Below are 17,334 nucleotides of genomic sequence, written 5' to 3' on the forward strand. Positions count from 1 at the left end.
CGGGACGCATGAGCAGGCTGGCCGTATGGGGACGGATCGTGACCGCCGTCCCCCTGGGCTATGCGGCGACCAGCCTCCTGGTGATGGCGCTCGCGCGCCTGATTCCGGGTGACCGCGCGCAGGCGACCGTGCTGGCGACGCTGCTGTCTTTCGCCATCTATGCCGCGCTGATCGTCTATGTCTTCGCGGCCTCCAGCGCGCGCAAGGCATTTGCGGTCACGCTCGCCCTCGCGGTTCTGGGCGGCGGCATCGCATGGCTTTCCATCTCCACCGGAGGCCGCTTGTGAACGCCGGGTTCCGCCAATCGCAATCCTCGCTCCACACATGGTCCGGCCTGATCGTCGGCTGGGTCCTGTTCACGATCTTCCTCATGGGAACGGTCAGCTACTGGCGGGAGGACATCGATCGCTGGATGCGGCCCGAACTTGCGGGCGGCGAGCAGCCCGAGCAGGTCGTCGCGGGCGCGGTCGCCTATCTGCGCGACAAGGCGCCCGACGCGAAAAGCTGGTTCATATCCGTGCCGGGCAAGCATGAGACGGGCGCCACGCTGTTCTGGCAGCCCCGCCCGGTCGAGGGGCAGCCGCCCAGGCGCGGCCGCCGCGACACGCGGGCGCTGGTGGGCGCCGACGGCCAGCCGATCCACGCGCGCGACACGCGCGGCGGCGAGTTCTTCTATCGCTTTCATTTCGACCTGCATTATGTGCCGGTGATCTGGGCGCGCTGGTTCGTCGGATTCTGCGCGATGGCGATGCTGGTCGCGATCATATCCGGCGTCATCACCCACAAGAAGATCTTCAAGGACTTCTTCACCTTCCGCCGGGGAAAAGGGCAGAGGACCTGGCTCGACGGACACAATGCGACGGCGGTGCTCGCCCTGCCGTTCCATCTGATGATCACCTATACCGGGCTGGTCACGCTGATGACGCTCTACATGCCATGGGCGGCGGTGGCCAATTACAGCCAGACCGACAAATTGTTCGATGCGCTTTTCCCGTCGGCCGGGGAGGTCGTCCGCGCCGAAAAGCCCGCCCCGCTGGTCGATCTGGCGCCGCTGATGCGCGACGCGCGCGCGCGCTGGGGCGGACGCGATATCGGCGCGATCCGGGTCGCCGAGCCCGGCGACGCCGCCGCGCGCGTCACTATCACCGCGAGCCAGAATGACGGCATTTCCGTGCGAAAGCCCAGCATTGCCTACTCCGGAGTGACCGGCCGCATGATCTGGCAGTCCTATGGGGCGAAAGGGGCGGCCGAGGCAGCCGGCGTCATGATCGGCCTGCATGCGGGCCGTTATGCGTCCGACCTGCTGCGCTGGCTTTATTTCCTGAGCGGCATCGGCGGGACGGTGATGGTTGGAAGCGGCCTTGTGCTGTGGACCGTCAAGCGCCGGGAGAAGCTGTCCGATCCGATGCGCCCGCATTTCGGGTTCCGGCTGGTCGAGCGGCTGAACATCGGCTTTGTCGCGGGCCTCCCTCTGGCGATGACGGGCTATCTCTGGGCGAACCGCCTGCTGCCCGTGCATATGGCGGGCCGCGCGGACTGGGAAATCCATGCGATGTTCATTGTCTGGGGCATCGCCCTGCTGGCGGGCTTCCTGCGACCGGCCAAGCGGGCCTGGGTGGAACTGTTCGCCTTGGCAGGCGTGGCGTTGATCGCGTTGCCGGTGCATGACCTGATCGGCAGCCGGGGGGTGATCGCCAGCGTCATCGAAGGGGACATGCGGATGGTCGCGATGAATCTCACCTTGCTGCTGCTGGGCGGCGCGTTCCTGACGATGGCGCGGAAGGTGCACCGCCACCAGCCCAAGGCGAAGCGGGCGCGCAAGGCCCCGAGATCGCCCGAAGTCATCACGATGCTGGAGGCGGCCGAATGACTTTCCTCGCGTTTCTCGCTGCCTGCGCGGCCTTTGCGTCGCTGGCGCTCTCGATGGAAAAGCATCATCAGGATCTGTTGAAAAAACGGCCCTCGCGGCGCGATCGCCGCACATTCCGCATCGCGGGTTGGGCCGGGCTGGCCCTGTCCTATGGGTTGACGGTCATGCCCTGGGGTGCCGCGACGGGCAGCATCCTGTGGTTCGGCTTGCTTTCCCTCGCCGCCGCCATGATCCTTCTGTTCCTGAGCCAGCGATCCTCCCGCGCAAAATAGCGGCACGGCAAGCCTTGGCGGCCCCTGCTTCGGCAATGTCGAAGCAGGGGCCAGTGATCCGTCAGGCTCAGAACTCCCGGGAAAGCGTCAGGCGCCAGTTGCGGGGATTGCCCGGCGTCACGCGATCGAACCCGCCGGTATCGGGCCAGTAGCGCTTGTCGAAGATGTTGGCGACGGTCAGTTGCGCGCCCCAGCCGCTCCATTTGTAGGAAAGCCCGGCATCGACCAGCGTATAAGCCGGCAGCCACAGCAGGACCGATCCATCCGGCCGCGTCGAATAGCTGTCGCCGTTCCGCTTGCTGTTATATGTGACGCCCAATGTGGCGCCCAGGCCGGTCAGCGGTCCGCTCTGTACCGCATATTGGGCGAATGCGCCGATATTGTGCTTGGGCACGTTGGCCAGAGGCGTGCCGATCGTGAAGACATTGTCCTTGGTCACCTTTGCGTCGACATAGGTGTAGGCCAGGCTGAGGCTGAAGCCGTCGATCGGCCGCCACTGCATTTCCGCCTCTATTCCCCGTGCGCGCTGTTCGCCGGACACGACCACGAAGTCGAGATAGATCGGGTCCTGCGTCGCGACATTCTGGCGGGTGAGTTGATAGATGGCGAGGCTACCGCTCAGCGGCACGCCCTCCGGCGCGAACTTGACGCCCAGTTCGATATTTTTGCCACGCTCGGGCGGGATGGGGCCGCCGATGGGGTTGCCATCGCCATCGAATCCCACCACCTGCTGGCTGCCCAGTTGCGGCAGGAAGGATTTCGACCAGCTGGCATAAGCATTGACGCCGGGGACGAGTTCCACCGTGGCGCCGATACGGGGGCTGAACGCGCTGTCCTTTTGGCTGGGCGCCACCGCCCAGTCATAGCGGCCGCCCAGCGTCAATGTGACCCGATCGCCGAACTTTATATGGTCCTGAAGATAGATGCCGGTTTGATGCCCTTTACGGCTGCCGGGCGCTCCCTGGACGAAACGGGTGTCCAGAATGGCGTCATAATCGGGATGGGCGATGTTCAGCGGGAAGTGCGTGGATTCATAGTCGCCCGCGCTGAAATATGTCCCCCGGTTCTGGCGATAATCGACGCCGCCCAGCCATTCATGCGTGATGCCGCCGGTCTGGAACGCGCCTTTCAACCGGCTGTCGACCGCGAAATCCTTGTCGTTGGCGCGGTAGGGGCCATAGAACATGCGGCCGATCCTGTCAGTGGGCGCGTCCGAATAATTGCCGTTGGCGTCGACGAACCCCGCAGCGAACATCCAGCGGTTCCAATATTCCTTGCGGCGGGTGTAGCGCAGCGTCTGCGAGAAGGCGAGCGCATCGCTGAAGCGATGATCGAAGACATAGCCGATCTGGACGCGATTGCGATTGTTGACGACGCGCTGGCGGCCGGCGTTGTTGATGCCGAAATCTTCCGGAATATCCACCACGCCGGGCAGGACGGTGCCATAAGCGGGAAGCGGCGAGATCGGATTGTCATGGTCGCGCTGATAGCGTCCCAGGACGGTCAGCGATGTATCGGGACCGGCCCGCCAGGTGATGGCGGGCGCGACGAAAATCCGGTTGATCCCGGCGTTGCGCACGAAGCTGTCGGCATCGCGATAGGTCAGGTTCAGCCGCCCGAGCAAGGTGCCGGCACTATTGAGCGGCGCGTTCGCATCGACCGTGCCCTCCACAAGATCCCAGGAGCCGGTCGAGATGTTCGCCTTGAGAAAGGCATCGTCACGCGGCCGCTTGCTGACGAGGTTGATGAGGCCGCCAAGCGGCGCCTGTCCGAAAAGCATCGACGCCGGACCTTTGAGCACCTCGATCTGTTCAAGCGCGGAAAGTTCCTGATTGAAGCCGACGCCGGCCTCGTTGACCAGTCCGTCGAGATAGACGCTGCCATAGGCGGCGTCGAAACCCCGGATCGTATAGGCATCGTAAAAGCCGTAGGTCGTGCTGCGCGATACCCCGGCAACGGTGCGCAGCGCTTCGGAAAGACGCGTGACCCCGCGCGCCTCGATGTCCTCGGAGGAAACGACCGAGATCGCCTGCGGTGTTTCGATCAGCGGAACGTCGGATTTGCCCGCGACGATCGATTCCTTGAGGTGGACGCCCGTCACGATGATGTCCGAGCGATCGTTCGCGTCGGTTTTCTCGGCATGGGCGGGCGCGGCGGCGGCAGCCATCGCGGTCAACGACAGGCCGGTCAGAAGAAATGCTCTCATCAATGATCCCCCAATATTTTGAGGGGCGCCTATATATAATGATAATAAATTTCAATAGCGACTTTTTGTTTCAGGATGGATCGCGCACGGATCATGACGAAACGCTTCCGGCAGGGCTGTCTCGCGCCCTTCTCAGTCGGCCTTATCGACCCGTGGAAGGCGGGGATTGCCTGTTCGTCTCTTGGTGAATCCAGCCGCCGCCGAGCCCCTGTTGGAGGGATATGGACGCCGCCAGACGATCTCCCTGCGCCTGGGCGAGTCGTCCACGCGCTGCATAAAGCGTCCGCTGCGCATCGAGGCTGGCGATGATCTCGTCCACTCCCGCGCGATAGCGGGCCTCGGCCGCGTCCGCCGCTCGGGAGGCCTCGCGAACCTGCGATTCCAAAGCCGCGATCGAGCGCTCCAGGCTCTCCATCGCCTTGAGGTCGCGCTCCACCTCCGAAAGCGCCAGAAGGATGGTCTTGCGGTAAGCGCCTTCGCGCTCGATCCGTACGCCCTCGGCCGTGTCGCGTTCGCCCGCGAGGCGGCCATGGTCGAGGATCGGCTGGGTCAGGCCGGCCAGAAGATTGTAGAAGGCCGCGCTGGGGCCTGTCCCGCCTTCGACGCCGCGTGCCGCCGTCAGTGATATACCGGGCAGCATGGCCGCGCGCGCCGCGCGAACATCCGCGCTGGCGGCGGCGAGCGTTGCCTCGGCCGAGGCGATGTCGGGGCGGCGGAGCAACAGTTCCGAGGGCAGGCCGGGGGAGACGGCAGGCAGGCGGGCCATGGCGGCCAATCCGTAGCCTGCGACGGCGAAGCTCCGCGCCGGCTGGCCGGCCAGCAGGGCCAGCGCCGCAAGATATTCTCCTTCCGCTTGACCGAGCGCGGCGAGATCGGCCTCTTCGCCTGCAACCAGCGCCCGTTGCGCGGCCAGATCGCCCGCCAGCGCCAATCCCAGCCGGTCCATCGCCTCCACCCGCGCCAGCAGGCGGCGTGCCGCCTCCAGGTTGAGACGGCCGATGGCCTGTCGCTCACGCACGGTCATGAGGGCTGCGTAATGGCGCGCGACATCGCCGATCACCATGAGCCGCGCCGCTTCATGATCGAGGCGCGAGGCGATCAGCGAGAAACGCGCCGCATTGCGTCCCGCCCGATAGCGTCCCCAAAGATCGGCTTCATAGGCGAACGAAAGCTGCGCGCCCCGGCGTTCCATCACGACTGCCGAACTGCCGTCGCTCCGCTGGGCCGAGGCATCGAACCCCACGGCGGGAAGAAGGAGGGCACCGGCGCTCCGCGCGCGGCCTCGCGCCTGCTCGATCCGGCCCAGCGCCATGGCAAGGTCCATATTGGCCCGCTGCGCCTCCGCCACCAGCCGGTCGAGTTCGGCGCTGCCATAGGCGCGCCACCACTCCTCCCGCGGCCAACGTGCCTCGCTTTCGCCGAGCGGCGCATTGTCCTGCGCCATGACCGTCATCGGCGACAGGCGGCTGTCGTCCGCCTGCGATCCGGCGCATCCCGGCAGAAGCCCGGTGAGCGCGATCAAGGTGGCGAAGCGCCGGGTTTGTAATAAAGGGCGTAATTGTCCGCGCAAAACGATCGTTCCGCTTGCCTGAATGGAAATGTCCATTATTGCTAATGAAAATCATTTCGTAAATGGGGTTTCAGTGGCGGATTCGGAACGGGACGGTGTTACGGCGCGCTGGCGGCCGGAGCGATGGCGGGTCGTGCTGGGCGTCGCCGCGCTGCTGGCGATCACGGCTGGTCTATGGTGGTTCGGGCGCGCGGATGGCGAGGGGGAGGGCGGTCCGCCCGCCGCCGCCGTCCGCGTCGAGGCGGCCCGCTCCGGTCCTTTGGACGTGGAGCTCAAGGCGCTGGGCACCGTCACGCCGCTGGCGAGCGTGACGGTCCGCAGCCGGGTCGAAGGCGAACTGATTCGGGTGCATTTCCGCGAAGGGCAGCAGGTGAGCCGCGGCCAACTCCTCGCCGAGATCGATCCGCGCCCCTACCGCGCCAGTCTCGCGCAGGCGGCGGGCGAACGTCGGCAGAGCGAGGCCCAACTCATTCAGGCTCGGCGGGAACTGGCGCAGCACCGCCAACTCGCCCGCGAAGGTTTCACGACCCAGACCAAGCTGGATCAACAGGAAGCGCTGGTCGGGCAATATGGCGGCGCGATCGCGGCGAGCGACGGCCGCATCGCCGACGCACGGCTGCAACTGGAATATGCCAGCATCCGCGCGCCGATCGCCGGGCGCATCGGCCTGCGCGGGGTCGACGCCGGAAATCTGGTGCGAGCAGGCGACACCACCGAGATCGCCACGATCACGCAGATGCAGCCGATCTCGGTCATCTTCACCGTTCCTGAAGTCCAGATCGATGTGCTGCGCGAGGCGATGCGGAGTGGGGCGCTCGCTGTCGAAGCCTGGGATCGCGGCGAACGCGCGCTGCTGGCGAGCGGCAAGCTGGAGACGATCGACAACCGCATCGATCCGGGTTCGGGCACGCTTCGCCTGCGCGGTACGTTCGCCAATGGCGATGAGCGGCTGTTTCCCAATCAGTTCGTCAATGTCCGGCTGAAGCTGCGGACTATCGCCGATGCGGTGACCGTCGCGGCGGCGGCAGTGCAGCAGGGCACGAAAGGGCCGTTCGTCTATATCGTGGACAAGGATGGCCTGGCCCGTCGCCGGGACATCGCCCCCGGCGCGAGCGATGGCGAGCGGACGCAGGTGCTGCGCGGCGTCAGGCCGGGCGAGCGCGTCGTGCTGGAAGGTTTCGACCGCGTGAAGGATGGCGGCAAGGTGGACATCGTGGCCGCTTCGGCCGGGACGCCGGCCGCAAAATGATGGTCCGGGCATGAACATTTCGCGCGGTTTCATCCTGCGCCCGGTCGCCACCGGGCTGCTCATGGCGGCATTGCTGCTGTCAGGCCTGATCGCCTGGCGCCTGTTGCCCGTCGCGGCGCTGCCGCAGGTCGATTATCCGGTGATTCAGGTTTTTACCTTCTATCCCGGCGCTAGCCCCGACGTTTCCTCGAGCGCCGTCACCGCGCCCCTTGAGCGCCGCTTCGGGCAGATTCCGGGGTTGCGGCAAATGTCCTCGACCAGTTCGGGCGGGGCGTCGGTCATCACAATGCAGTTCGCACTGGAAGTGCCGATGAGCATCGCCGAACAGGAGGTGCAGGCCGCCATCGCCGCCTCCGCGACGCTGCTGCCGGACGACCTGCCGACACCTCCGGTCTATCGCAAGGTGAACCCCGCCGACGTGCCGATCATGACGCTGGCGGTCAGTTCCTCCGCGCTGCCTCTTCCCGATGTGTACGACATGGTGGACACGCGCGTGGCGCAAAAGCTTTCTCAGACGCCGGGCGTCGGCATGGTCAGCCTGGCTGGCGGCCAGCGCCCGGCCGTGCGCTTGCAGGTCGATCCGGCCGCGCTCGCCGCCAGAGGCCTTGTCATGGAGGACGTGCGCGAGGCGATCGGCGCCGCCTCGGTCAACCAGCCCAAGGGCAGTTTCGACAGTCCCACCCGTTCGATCATGATGGACGCCAATGACCAGCTTTCCTCGGCGGAGGAATATCGTTCGCTGGTGATCGGCTGGTCCAACGGCGCGCCTTTGACACTGGGCGAGGTGGCGCGGGTCGAAAACGGGGCCGAGGATCGCCGCCTTGCCGCATGGTCGGGGCCGGTGCCTGCCGTGCTCGTCAATATCCAGCGCCAGCCGGGCGCCAATGTGATCGAGGTGGTCGACCGCGTGCGCGCGACGTTGCCCGCGCTCACCGCCGGGCTGCCGGCTTCGGTCAAGGTCGATATCCTGACCGACCGTACCGAAACCATCCGCGCCTCGGTCCGTGGCGTGCAGATCGAGATGGTCTTCGCCATCGGCCTGGTGGTGCTGGTCACCTTCCTGTTCCTGCGCAACCTGCCCGCGACCATCATCCCCGGCGTGGCGGTGCCGCTTTCGTTGGTCGGCACGTTCGGCGTCATGTATCTGCTGGGCTTCAGCCTCAACAATCTGACGCTGATGGCGCTGACCATCGCGACCGGCTTCGTCGTCGACGACGCCATCGTCATGCTGGAGAATATCGCCCGCCATCTGGAAAAGGGCGAAAGCCCCATGCAGGCCGCGCTCAAGGGGGCGGGGGAGATCGGCTTCACGCTCGTTTCGCTGACCGTCAGCCTAATCGCGGTGTTGATCCCGCTGCTGTTCATGGGCGATGTCGTCGGACGGCTGTTCCGCGAGTTCGCGGTCACGCTGGCGGTGGCCATTGGCATATCACTGCTGGTGTCGCTGACGCTGACGCCGATGATGTGCGCGCGCATGTTGACGCCCCATGCCGCGCCGGAACGCAAGGGGCTGCTCGACCGCGTGGTGGAACGCTATGCAGGCCTGCTCGACAGGGCGTTGGAGCGTCAGCCATTGATGCTGGGCCTGATGCTCGGCACGCTGGCCCTGACCGCGCTGCTTTATATCGTGGTGCCCAAGGGCTTCTTTCCGGTGCAGGACGCGGGCGCGATCCAGATCGTGACGCAGGCGCCGGAGGATGTGTCCTTCGCCGCCATGGCCGAGCGCCAGCAAAAGCTGGTCGATACCATCCGCGCCGATCCCGCCGTGGCCACGGTGTCCTCCTTCATCGGCGTGGATGCCAGCAACGCCACGCTCAACAGCGGCCGGATGCTGGTGAACCTGAAGCCCTATGGCGAGCGCCCCGGCGCGCTCGACGTGATCGACCGGATTGCGGCGGAAGCGTCCCGCATCTCCGGCATTCGCGCCTATATGCAGCCGGTCCAGGAGCTCAATGTCGACGATCAGGTGAGCCGTACGCAATATCGCTTCAGCCTTTCGTCGCCCGACGCCCGGCAGCTTGCCGAATGGACGCCCCGTCTGGTCGAGCGGCTGCGCGCGCGGGAGGAACTGGCCGACGTCAGCGACGATCTTCAGGCGGGCGGGTTGCAGGCGCATGTCGAGATCGATCGGGCGGCCGCCAGCCGGCTGGGCATCAACGCCGCCGACATCAACGCCGCGCTCTACAACGCCTTCGGCCAGCGCCAGATCACCACGCTTTTCACCCAGGCCAACCAGTATCGCGTCGTGATCGAGGCCGACCCGCGCCTGCAACAGGGGCCCGAGGACCTTGGCCGGATATTCGTGAAGGCGGCGGACGGCACGCCGGTCCCGCTGGCGGGTCTCGTCCGGGTCGACATGCGCCCGGTTCCTCTGGTGCTGAGCCGCATCGGCCAGTTTCCGGCGGTGGCGGTTTCCTTCAATCTTGCCCAGGGCGCATCGCTGAGCAGTGCGGTTTCCGCCATCGACGCCGTTTGGGCGGAGCTTGGCGCCCCGCCATCGGTCACGCTCGTCTATCAGGGCGCGGCGCGGGCTTTCGAGGCGTCGCTCGACAGCACGCTCCTGCTGATCCTGGCGGCGGTGGTCGTCATGTATCTGATCCTCGGCATGCTCTATGAAAGCACCGTCCATCCGGTGACGATCCTCTCCACCCTGCCTTCGGCCACGGTCGGCGCGCTGCTGGCCTTGCTGATCGCGCGCGAGCCGCTGGACCTGATCGCGGTGATCGGGATCATCCTGCTGATCGGCCTCGTCAAGAAGAACGGCATCATGATGGTCGACTTCGCGCTGGAGGCGCAGCGGCGCGAGGGACTGTCCCCGCGTGAGGCGATCCGCCGCGCGGCGCTGCTGCGCTTCCGCCCGATCCTGATGACGACGCTGGCCGCCTTGTTCGGCGCATTGCCGCTGATGTTCGCGCAGGGCGCGGGGGCCGAACTGCGCCATCCGCTCGGCCTCGTCATGGTGGGCGGACTGATCGTCAGCCAGATGCTGACGCTGTTCACCACGCCGGTCGTCTATCTCTGGTTCGACCGCATGGCGCAACGGTCGCGCCGCAGGTCGACCGATCCCCGTCCGGCGCTGTGATCGCGCGCTTCTTCATCGCGCGGCCGGTAGCGGCCGCGCTGCTTGCCGTCGCGATGATGCTGACGGGCTTGCTCGCATGGCGTCTCCTGCCCACCGCGCCCCTGCCGGAGGTCGATTTCCCCGCCATCGCGGTGGAAGCCAGCCTGCCTGGCGCCAATCCGCGCACCATGGCGGCGGCGGTGGCGGTGCCGCTGCAACGCTCGCTCGGCAGCATCGCCGGTGTGCGGCTGATGGAGGCCACCAGCGGGCAGGGCACGGTGGAGATCGTCATGATCTTCGAACTGGGCCGCGACATCAACGACGCCGCGCGCGACGTGCAGGCGGCGATCAACGCGGCGCGCGGCCAGTTGCCGTCGGGCATGCCGTCCGAGCCGGTCTATCGCAAGCTCAACCCCAGCCAGGCGCCCATCATGGCGCTGGCGCTGTCGTCCGACACATTGCCGCCTGAACGGCTTTATGACGACGCCTCCGCCATATTGGCGCAGAAATTGTCGCAGGTGCCGGGCGTGGGCGAGGTTTCGCTGGGCGGAGCCTCTCTGCCCGCGATGCGCGTGCAGCTCAACCCGCATGCGCTGGCCGCGCACGGCATCGCGCTCGACGAAGTGCGGCAGGCGATCGCCAATGCCAATGCGCTGACGCCGCTGGGTGCGACGGAGCGTGAGGGGAGAAGCTGGCAGATCGGCAGCAACGCGCAGCTTAGGCAGGTAGCCGACTATGAAATGCTGGTGGTTGCCCGCCGCGCCAACGGGCTGGTCCGCCTCGCCGACGTGGCGACGGTGAGCGAGTCCACCGAGAACCGTTATGCGATGGGCTTTCACAATGACCGCCCGGCGGTGCTGCTCACCGTGCGCCGCCAGCCCGGAGCCAATATCGTCGCGACCATCGACGCGATCCGGGAAGATTTGCCCGCGCTGCGCGCCCTGCTTCCCGCCGAGGCGCGGCTGGAAGTCGTGCTTGACCGCTCGCCCGGCATCCGCGCGACGATCCGGGAGGCGCAGCTTGCGCTCGCGCTTTCGGTGGGGCTGGTCATCCTCGTCGTCGGTCTGTTCCTGCGGCGCTGGCGCGCGGCGGTGATCCCCAGCCTTGCCATCCCCGTCGCCCTTGTCACCAGCTTCGCGGCAATGTGGGCGCTGGGGTTCAGCCTCAACAACCTCTCCCTCACCGCGCTGATCGTGGCCGCCGGGCTGGTGGTCGACGACGCCATCGTCATCCTCGAAAACATCTCCCGCCATATCGAGGCCGGCCTCTCTCCCCGTCGCGCCGCGCTGCGCGGCACACGGGAAGTGGGCTTCACGCTCATCGCCATGAACCTGTCGCTGCTGGTCGTCTTCGTCGCGATCCTGTTCATGGGCGGAGTCATCACGCTCCTGTTCCGCGAATTTTCGCTGACGCTGGCGGCGGCGATGCTGATCTCGCTCCTCGTGTCCCTCACCCTGACGCCCGCGCTCTGCGCGCGGCTGTTGAAGCCGGGAAGCGGGGATGCGCGTCCGGGCGGCTTCCCCGCGAAGGTCGCCGCCTTCTACGAGCGCACGCTGGACGCAGCGCTGCGGCACCGCCGGATCACATTGGGCCTGCTGGTAGCGGTGACGGCGATCAATGTCGGCCTCTATATCGTCATTCCCAAGGGTTTTCTGCCGGAACAGGATACCGGCCAGCTCACGGCCTTCGCGCGCGGGGACGACGGCATGTCGTTTCAGCTCATGCAGCCCAAGATCGAGACCTATCGCCGCTATCTGCTGGCCGATCCGGCGGTCGCCGATGTCGTTGGCCAGGCGGGCGGCGATACCGGCATCAACAACGCCCTCATGCTGGTCCGGCTGAAGCCGATGGCGGAAAGACGCGAGACCGTCGGCGCCGTGCTCGCGCGTCTGCGCGCGGGCATGCCCAAGGTGCCGGGCGGCGTGCTGTGGGTGAACGTCGATCAGGATATCCAGCTTGAGCCGCCGGGCCAGCAGGGCCAGGAATATGAACTGCATCTGCTGTCGCCGAAGCTGGAAGGCCTGAAGGACTGGCAGCGCAAGGCTGCGGCCGCCCTGGAGAAGCTGCCGGAGCTGACCGATGTCGATGGTCGCGCCGGCGGCGGCAACCTTCAGATCGACCTCGATATCGATCGCGATGCGGCGACGCGGCTGGGCATCGACATGCGGACGGTCACCAGCGTTCTGAACAACAGTTTCAGCCAAAGGCAGATCGCGACGATCTATGGCGACCTCAACCAGTATCGGGTGATCCTGGAACTGGAGCCGCGCTATACGTCCGATCCCGGCGTGCTCGATCTGGTGCAGGTGATCGCCAAGGATGGACGCAGGGTGCCGCTGGCCGCCTTCACCTCCCGGACGCAGAGCCTAGCGGATGATTGGGTTCCCCATCGCGACCAGTTCGCCGCGCGGCGCGTCACCTTTTCGCTGGCGCAGGGCGTATCGCTGGAAAAGGCGAGCGCCGCGATCGACCGGGCCTTGGCGCCGCTGATGTTTCCCACCGACGTGCAGGCGAAGCTGTCCGGGGAACTGGATCTCGCCGGAAGCAACAGCCGCAACCAGCCGCTGCTGCTGCTCGGCGTGGTGCTGGCCGTCTATATCGTGCTCGGCATCCTCTATGAAAGCCTGGCGCATCCGCTGACGATCCTTTCCACCCTGCCATCGGCCGGAGTGGGGGCCTTTCTGGCCCTGTGGCTGACGGGGTTCGAGTTTTCGCTGATCGCGCTGCTCGGCCTGTTCCTGTTGATCGGCATGGTGATGAAGAATGCGATCCTGATGATCGACTTCGCCCTGGCCCGGCAACGCAAGGAGGGGCTGGAACCGTTGGAGGCGATCCGCCAGGCAGCCCGGCTGCGCCTGCGGCCGATCCTGATGACCAACATGGCGGCGATCCTCGGCGCGGTGCCGCTGGTGCTGGGCGTGGGAGAGGGCGCGGAGATGCGCCAACCGCTCGGCATTTGCATTGTAGGCGGTTTGCTCGTGAGCCAGATCCTGACGCTCTATACCACGCCTGTCGTCTATGTCGCCATCGACGCGCTGCAATCGTTTGTCAGGCAGTGGAAGCCATTCCCCATCCAGCCGATCGAGGCCGGTTCGTAAGTGACGCCGCCGTGGTCCGATGCCCCCTGATCCCGAAGCGGTAGCTTGAGGGTTCCAACCACAGCGGAGCCAGCCTAAAGCGGTCGGTTCAATGACGAGACGACACCGTTCGCATGATATGAGGAGCAGGCATATTGACCGGGGAAGGCGGAAACGATGATTTCTGGCTTGATGGCGAGACCAAGGTCGCGGAATCGCCGGGCGATCATGGGGAGGAGACACGATTGTGGCTTCGCCTGCTGACCTGCTCCACCCTGGTCGAGACGGAGGTGCGCCGCCGTTTGCGGGACGAATTCGGCTTTACTCTCCCGCGCTTCGATTTGCTGGCGCAGCTGGAACGCGCGCATGACGGGATGGTGCTGGGGGAGATTTCCAAGCGCATGATGGTTTCACCCGGAAACCTGACGGCTCTTGTGGAGCGGTTGGTCGAAAGCGGTCATGTCACGCGATCGCCTTCGACCGAAGACCGGCGGGTGCAGATCGTCGCGCTGACCCCCTATGGCCGCGACGCGTTCCGGAGCATGGCGGAACGGCACGGAGAATGGATCGGCGATTTCTTTGGCGATCTGTCGACACGCGACAGGCAGCGTTTGATCACGGCCCTCGGCAAGCTGAAACAATCGGTGCGCAAGGCGCTCGCCAATAGAGGATGAACGATTCGGCGCTGCCAATACCCCCATTTTGTTCTGGGCAATTGTGATGGGCGGCTCATCGTCCGTAATGAATATCGACGGAAAATCAGGTGCTTGAAAGTATGTGGCGCCCGGCTCGATGGGCAGGTATGAGGGCAAAATAACTTTAAGCTTGAAATATTATTGAGTGCGGTTCACGTTAAGGCATCGGGTCTGATTTCGCCGCAAGGGGTGGCCCATCAACCGTAAGGAGCGAACTCCCATGCGCATCGTCTGCGTCGGCGGCGGCCCTGCCGGACTCTATTTTGCGTTGTTGATGAAGCGTCAGCATCCCGATCATCACATTACCGTCGTGGAGCGTAACCGCCCTTTCGATACGTTCGGATGGGGCGTGGTATTTTCGGACGCGACGATGGTGTCGATGCGCGAATGGGATCCGCAAACGGCCCGGACCATCGAAGATGCCTTCAATCATTGGGATGACATCGAACTTGTCTTCAAGGGCCGCAAGATCAGAACCACCGGTCACGGCTTTGTCGGAATCGGACGCAAGAAACTGTTGAACATTTTGCAGGAGCGGTGCCTTGAGCTCGGGGTCGAACTGGTGTTCGAGCATGAGGTGCAAAGCGACGATGAATTTCCGGACGCCGACCTGATCATTGCTTCGGACGGCGTCAACTCAAGGCTGCGCGAAAGATATTCGGATATCTTCCAGCCCGATATGCAGATGCGCCCCAATCGCTATATCTGGCTCGGCACCGACAAGCAGTTCGAAGCCTTTACTTTCGACTTCCGCAGGACCGATCATGGCTGGTTCCAGGCGCATATCTACCGTTTCGACGCCAACACGTCGACGTTCATCGTCGAGACCACCGATGAGGTTTTCAAGGCGCATGGGCTGGATGCGATGGATCAGGACGAGTCCATCGCTTTTTGCGAAAAGCTGTTTGCCGAGACTCTGGACGGTCACCGCCTCATGACCAACGCGCGCCACCTTCGCGGCTCGGCATGGCTGAATTTTGGCCGGCTGATCTGCGGGAAGTGGAGCCATTTCAACGGCCGCAACCATGTCGTCCTGATGGGCGACACCGCACATACCGCGCATTTCGCGATCGGTTCGGGAACCAAGCTGGCCATTGACGATGCCATCGAATTGACGCGTCAGTTCGACATAGCCGGCCATCAGGCGGACAAAATCCCCCAGGTGCTCGACGCCTATGAGGAGGTGCGGCGCGTGGACGTGGCCCGCATCCAGAATGCGGCGCGCAATGCCATGGAGTGGTTCGAGGTGGTCGGCGAACGCTATGCCGACCAGTTGGAGCCGGAGCAGTTCATGTATTCCATGCTGACCCGGTCCCAGCGTATCAGCCATGAGAATCTGCGCCTGCGCGACAAGGATTGGCTGGAAGGCTATGAACGGTGGTTCGCGCGCCGGTCAGGAGTCGAGGTGACGGCCAATGACGCCGTGCCGCCTCCCATGTTCACGCCCTATCAGGTGCGTGGATTGACGTTGCATAACCGCATCATGATGTCGCCCATGGCGATGTATTCGGCCAAGGACGGCTTGCCGGACGATTTTCATCTGGTCCATCTCGGTTCGCGCGCGATGGGCGGGGCGGCCCTTGTCTTTCCCGAGATGACCTGCGTGTCGCCGGACGCGCGCATCACGCCGGGGTGCCTGGGTCTCTGGAACGACGAGCAGGCGGCAGCCTTCCAACGCATCGTTGATTTCGTCCATGACGAGACGCCGGCCAAGATCGGCGTGCAATTAGGTCATGCCGGACGAAAGGGCGCGACCAGGCTGGCCTGGGAGGGTATCGACGAGCCGCTGGAGGCCGGGGCGTGGCCGCTCATTTCGGCGTCGGCGATTCCTTATCTGAAGCATTCGGCCGTGCCGCGGGCCATGACGCGCGAGGATATGGATCGAGTCATCGCCGATTTTATCTCCGCGACGGAGCGCGCGGCCGCGATCGGCTTCGATATACTGGAACTGCATGCCGCGCATGGCTATCTCCTGTCCAGCTTCCTGTCGCCGCTCACCAATCTGCGCGACGACGAATATGGCGGTGACCATGAAGCGCGCGCCCGCTTCCCGCTGGAAGTTTTCCGGGCGGTTCGAGCAGCATGGCCGGAAGATCGGCCTATTTCCGTTCGTCTGTCCACCCATGACTGGTCCGACGGCGGCAACACGCCGGAGGATGCGGCCATATTCGCCAGAATGTTCAAGGAGGCGGGAGCGGATTTGATCGACTGCTCGTCCGGGCAGGTGGTGAAGGAAGAAAAGCCGGTCTATGGACGCCTGTTCCAGACCCCGTTTTCCGACAAGATCCGCAATGAGATTGCCGTCCCGACGATCGCCGTCGGTGCGATTTCGGAAGCGGATCACGCCAATTCCATCATAGCCGCCGGTCGGGCCGATCTTTGCGCGGTCGCGCGGCCGCATTTGGCCGATCCGGCGTTCGTCATCCACGAGGCGGCGAAAGTCCATTATCAAGGACAGCAATGGCCAAAACAATATCTTTCCGCACGTTACCAATATGAAAGCAACCTGGCCCGCGCCGAGGCGCAGGCTTTCGGGAAGCCGCGATGACACGGGGACGGCACGCGCTTGTCGTGGGGGCGGGGAGCGGCATCGGCCGAACAGTCGCCAAGCGGCTGGCGAACGAAGGGCATGTCGTTTCGCTTGCCGGTCGTCGCGCGGCTCCGTTGGAGACGGTGGCGTCGGAGATCGCGTCGGAAGGCGGCGAGGCGTTTGTCCTTGCCGACTTCGATGTAGCCGATGACGGGTCCGCGCTGGGCGATGGTATCGACCGCGCCGTCGCGCATTTTGGCGAGATCGCCGTGCTGATCAATTCTGCCGGAGAGGCTCCATCAGCGCCGTTCGAGAAGACAAGCCTGGAGGTGTGGAACCATGTGATCGGTCTCAACCTCACCGGGACCTTCCTGACGATCCAGGCGGCTTTGCCTTCGCTTCTGCGAGCCGGTAATGGCCGCATCGTCAACATTGCCAGCACGGCAGGCCTGATCGGTTATCCATATGTGGCGGCTTACTGCGCTTCCAAGCACGGCGTGGTCGGGCTGACAAGGGCGCTGGCGTTGGAACTCGCGCGGACGGATGTTACGGTGAACGCCGTTTGCCCGGGGTTCACGGACACGCCACTGCTGGAAAATGCGGTCGAGACCATCACCGGCAAGACCGGACGGACGACCGATGAGGCGCGCGCCAGCCTCGCCCGCAGCAATCCTCAGGGTCGACTGGTATCAGCGGAAGAAGTGGCGGACACGGTGCTCTGGCTTGTGGGCACGCAGGCGACAGCCATCACGGGACAGGCGATCGCGGTGGCCGGCGGCGAGGTCATGGTCGGCTGACGGGTTG

11 protein-coding genes are annotated in these 17,334 nt (G+C 65.1%); 9 read left to right on the forward strand and 2 right to left on the reverse strand.

Features of this window, described 5'->3' with window-relative positions:
- Positions 1–8 precede the first annotated feature (8 nt).
- From SCLO_RS03235 to SCLO_RS03245, 3 genes are read left to right on the forward strand one after another with little or no spacing between them, the layout of a single operon-like run.
- A complete protein-coding gene (locus SCLO_RS03235; protein ID WP_066520074.1) occupies positions 9–287 on the forward strand; it encodes a hypothetical protein in 279 nt (92 codons plus the stop codon).
- Positions 284–1,870 (forward strand): PepSY-associated TM helix domain-containing protein, encoded by a 1,587-nt coding sequence (locus tag SCLO_RS03240; protein WP_066520077.1) that lies wholly within the window; start codon positions 284–286, stop codon positions 1,868–1,870. Before SCLO_RS03235 ends, SCLO_RS03240 begins: the two co-directional genes overlap by 4 nt.
- On the forward strand, positions 1,867–2,142 hold the full coding sequence (locus tag SCLO_RS03245; protein WP_066520081.1) for a DUF3325 domain-containing protein: 276 nt from the start codon (positions 1,867–1,869) through the stop codon (positions 2,140–2,142). The genes SCLO_RS03240 and SCLO_RS03245 overlap by 4 nt, the downstream gene beginning before the upstream one ends.
- 67 nt (positions 2,143–2,209) lie before the next feature.
- Here SCLO_RS03245 and SCLO_RS03250 read toward each other — a convergent pair whose 3' ends face one another.
- Entirely contained in the window at positions 2,210–4,348 is a 2,139-nt protein-coding gene (locus tag SCLO_RS03250; RefSeq protein WP_066520082.1) for a TonB-dependent siderophore receptor, read from the reverse strand.
- A gap of 142 nt (positions 4,349–4,490) precedes the next feature.
- A complete protein-coding gene (locus SCLO_RS03255) occupies positions 4,491–5,870 on the reverse strand; it encodes an efflux transporter outer membrane subunit (RefSeq protein ID WP_066520084.1) in 1,380 nt (459 codons plus the stop codon).
- Positions 5,871–5,991: 121 nt separating this feature from the next.
- Between SCLO_RS03255 and SCLO_RS03260 the strand changes: the two genes are divergently transcribed.
- The 6 genes from SCLO_RS03260 to SCLO_RS03285 all read left to right on the forward strand — a co-directional run bounded on the left by SCLO_RS03260 (position 5,992) and on the right by SCLO_RS03285 (position 17,327).
- Positions 5,992–7,167 carry an efflux RND transporter periplasmic adaptor subunit gene (locus tag SCLO_RS03260; protein ID WP_066520091.1) on the forward strand — a complete coding sequence of 392 codons (1,176 nt, stop codon included), beginning with the start codon at positions 5,992–5,994 and terminating at the stop codon, positions 7,165–7,167.
- 10 nt (positions 7,168–7,177) lie between these two features.
- Entirely contained in the window at positions 7,178–10,249 is a 3,072-nt protein-coding gene (locus SCLO_RS03265) for a multidrug efflux RND transporter permease subunit (protein ID WP_066520094.1), read from the forward strand.
- Entirely contained in the window at positions 10,246–13,326 is a 3,081-nt protein-coding gene (locus SCLO_RS03270; RefSeq protein ID WP_197705125.1) for an efflux RND transporter permease subunit, read from the forward strand. The genes SCLO_RS03265 and SCLO_RS03270 overlap by 4 nt, the downstream gene beginning before the upstream one ends.
- Positions 13,327–13,460: 134 nt before the next feature.
- Positions 13,461–13,979, forward strand: a complete 519-nt coding sequence (locus SCLO_RS03275) for a MarR family winged helix-turn-helix transcriptional regulator (RefSeq protein WP_066520095.1) — start codon at positions 13,461–13,463, stop codon at positions 13,977–13,979.
- A 241-nt stretch (positions 13,980–14,220) separates the two neighbouring features.
- Entirely contained in the window at positions 14,221–16,548 is a 2,328-nt protein-coding gene (locus SCLO_RS03280) for a bifunctional salicylyl-CoA 5-hydroxylase/oxidoreductase (protein ID WP_066520098.1), read from the forward strand.
- Complete coding sequence (locus SCLO_RS03285; RefSeq protein ID WP_066520099.1) at positions 16,545–17,327, forward strand: SDR family NAD(P)-dependent oxidoreductase; 783 nt, start codon at positions 16,545–16,547, stop codon at positions 17,325–17,327. The genes SCLO_RS03280 and SCLO_RS03285 overlap by 4 nt, the downstream gene beginning before the upstream one ends.
- Positions 17,328–17,334: the final 7 nt, after the last annotated feature.

It is taken from the genome of Sphingobium cloacae, assembly GCF_002355855.1.
Taxonomy (GTDB): Bacteria; Pseudomonadota; Alphaproteobacteria; order Sphingomonadales; family Sphingomonadaceae; genus Sphingobium; species Sphingobium cloacae.

Bases quoted from the DNA above. Each gene is read 5' to 3' on its own strand.
- SCLO_RS03280 (WP_066520098.1), top strand. From the start codon at position 14,221: ATGCGCATCGTCTGCGTCGGCGGCGGCCCTGCCGGACTCTATTTTGCG.
- SCLO_RS03285 (WP_066520099.1), top strand. From the start codon at position 16,545: ATGACACGGGGACGGCACGCGCTTGTCGTGGGGGCGGGGAGCGGCATC.
- SCLO_RS03250 (WP_066520082.1), bottom strand. From the start codon at position 4,348: ATGAGAGCATTTCTTCTGACCGGCCTGTCGTTGACCGCGATGGCTGCC.
- SCLO_RS03245 (WP_066520081.1), top strand. From the start codon at position 1,867: ATGACTTTCCTCGCGTTTCTCGCTGCCTGCGCGGCCTTTGCGTCGCTG.
- SCLO_RS03235 (WP_066520074.1), top strand. From the start codon at position 9: ATGAGCAGGCTGGCCGTATGGGGACGGATCGTGACCGCCGTCCCCCTG.
- SCLO_RS03265 (WP_066520094.1), top strand. From the start codon at position 7,178: ATGAACATTTCGCGCGGTTTCATCCTGCGCCCGGTCGCCACCGGGCTG.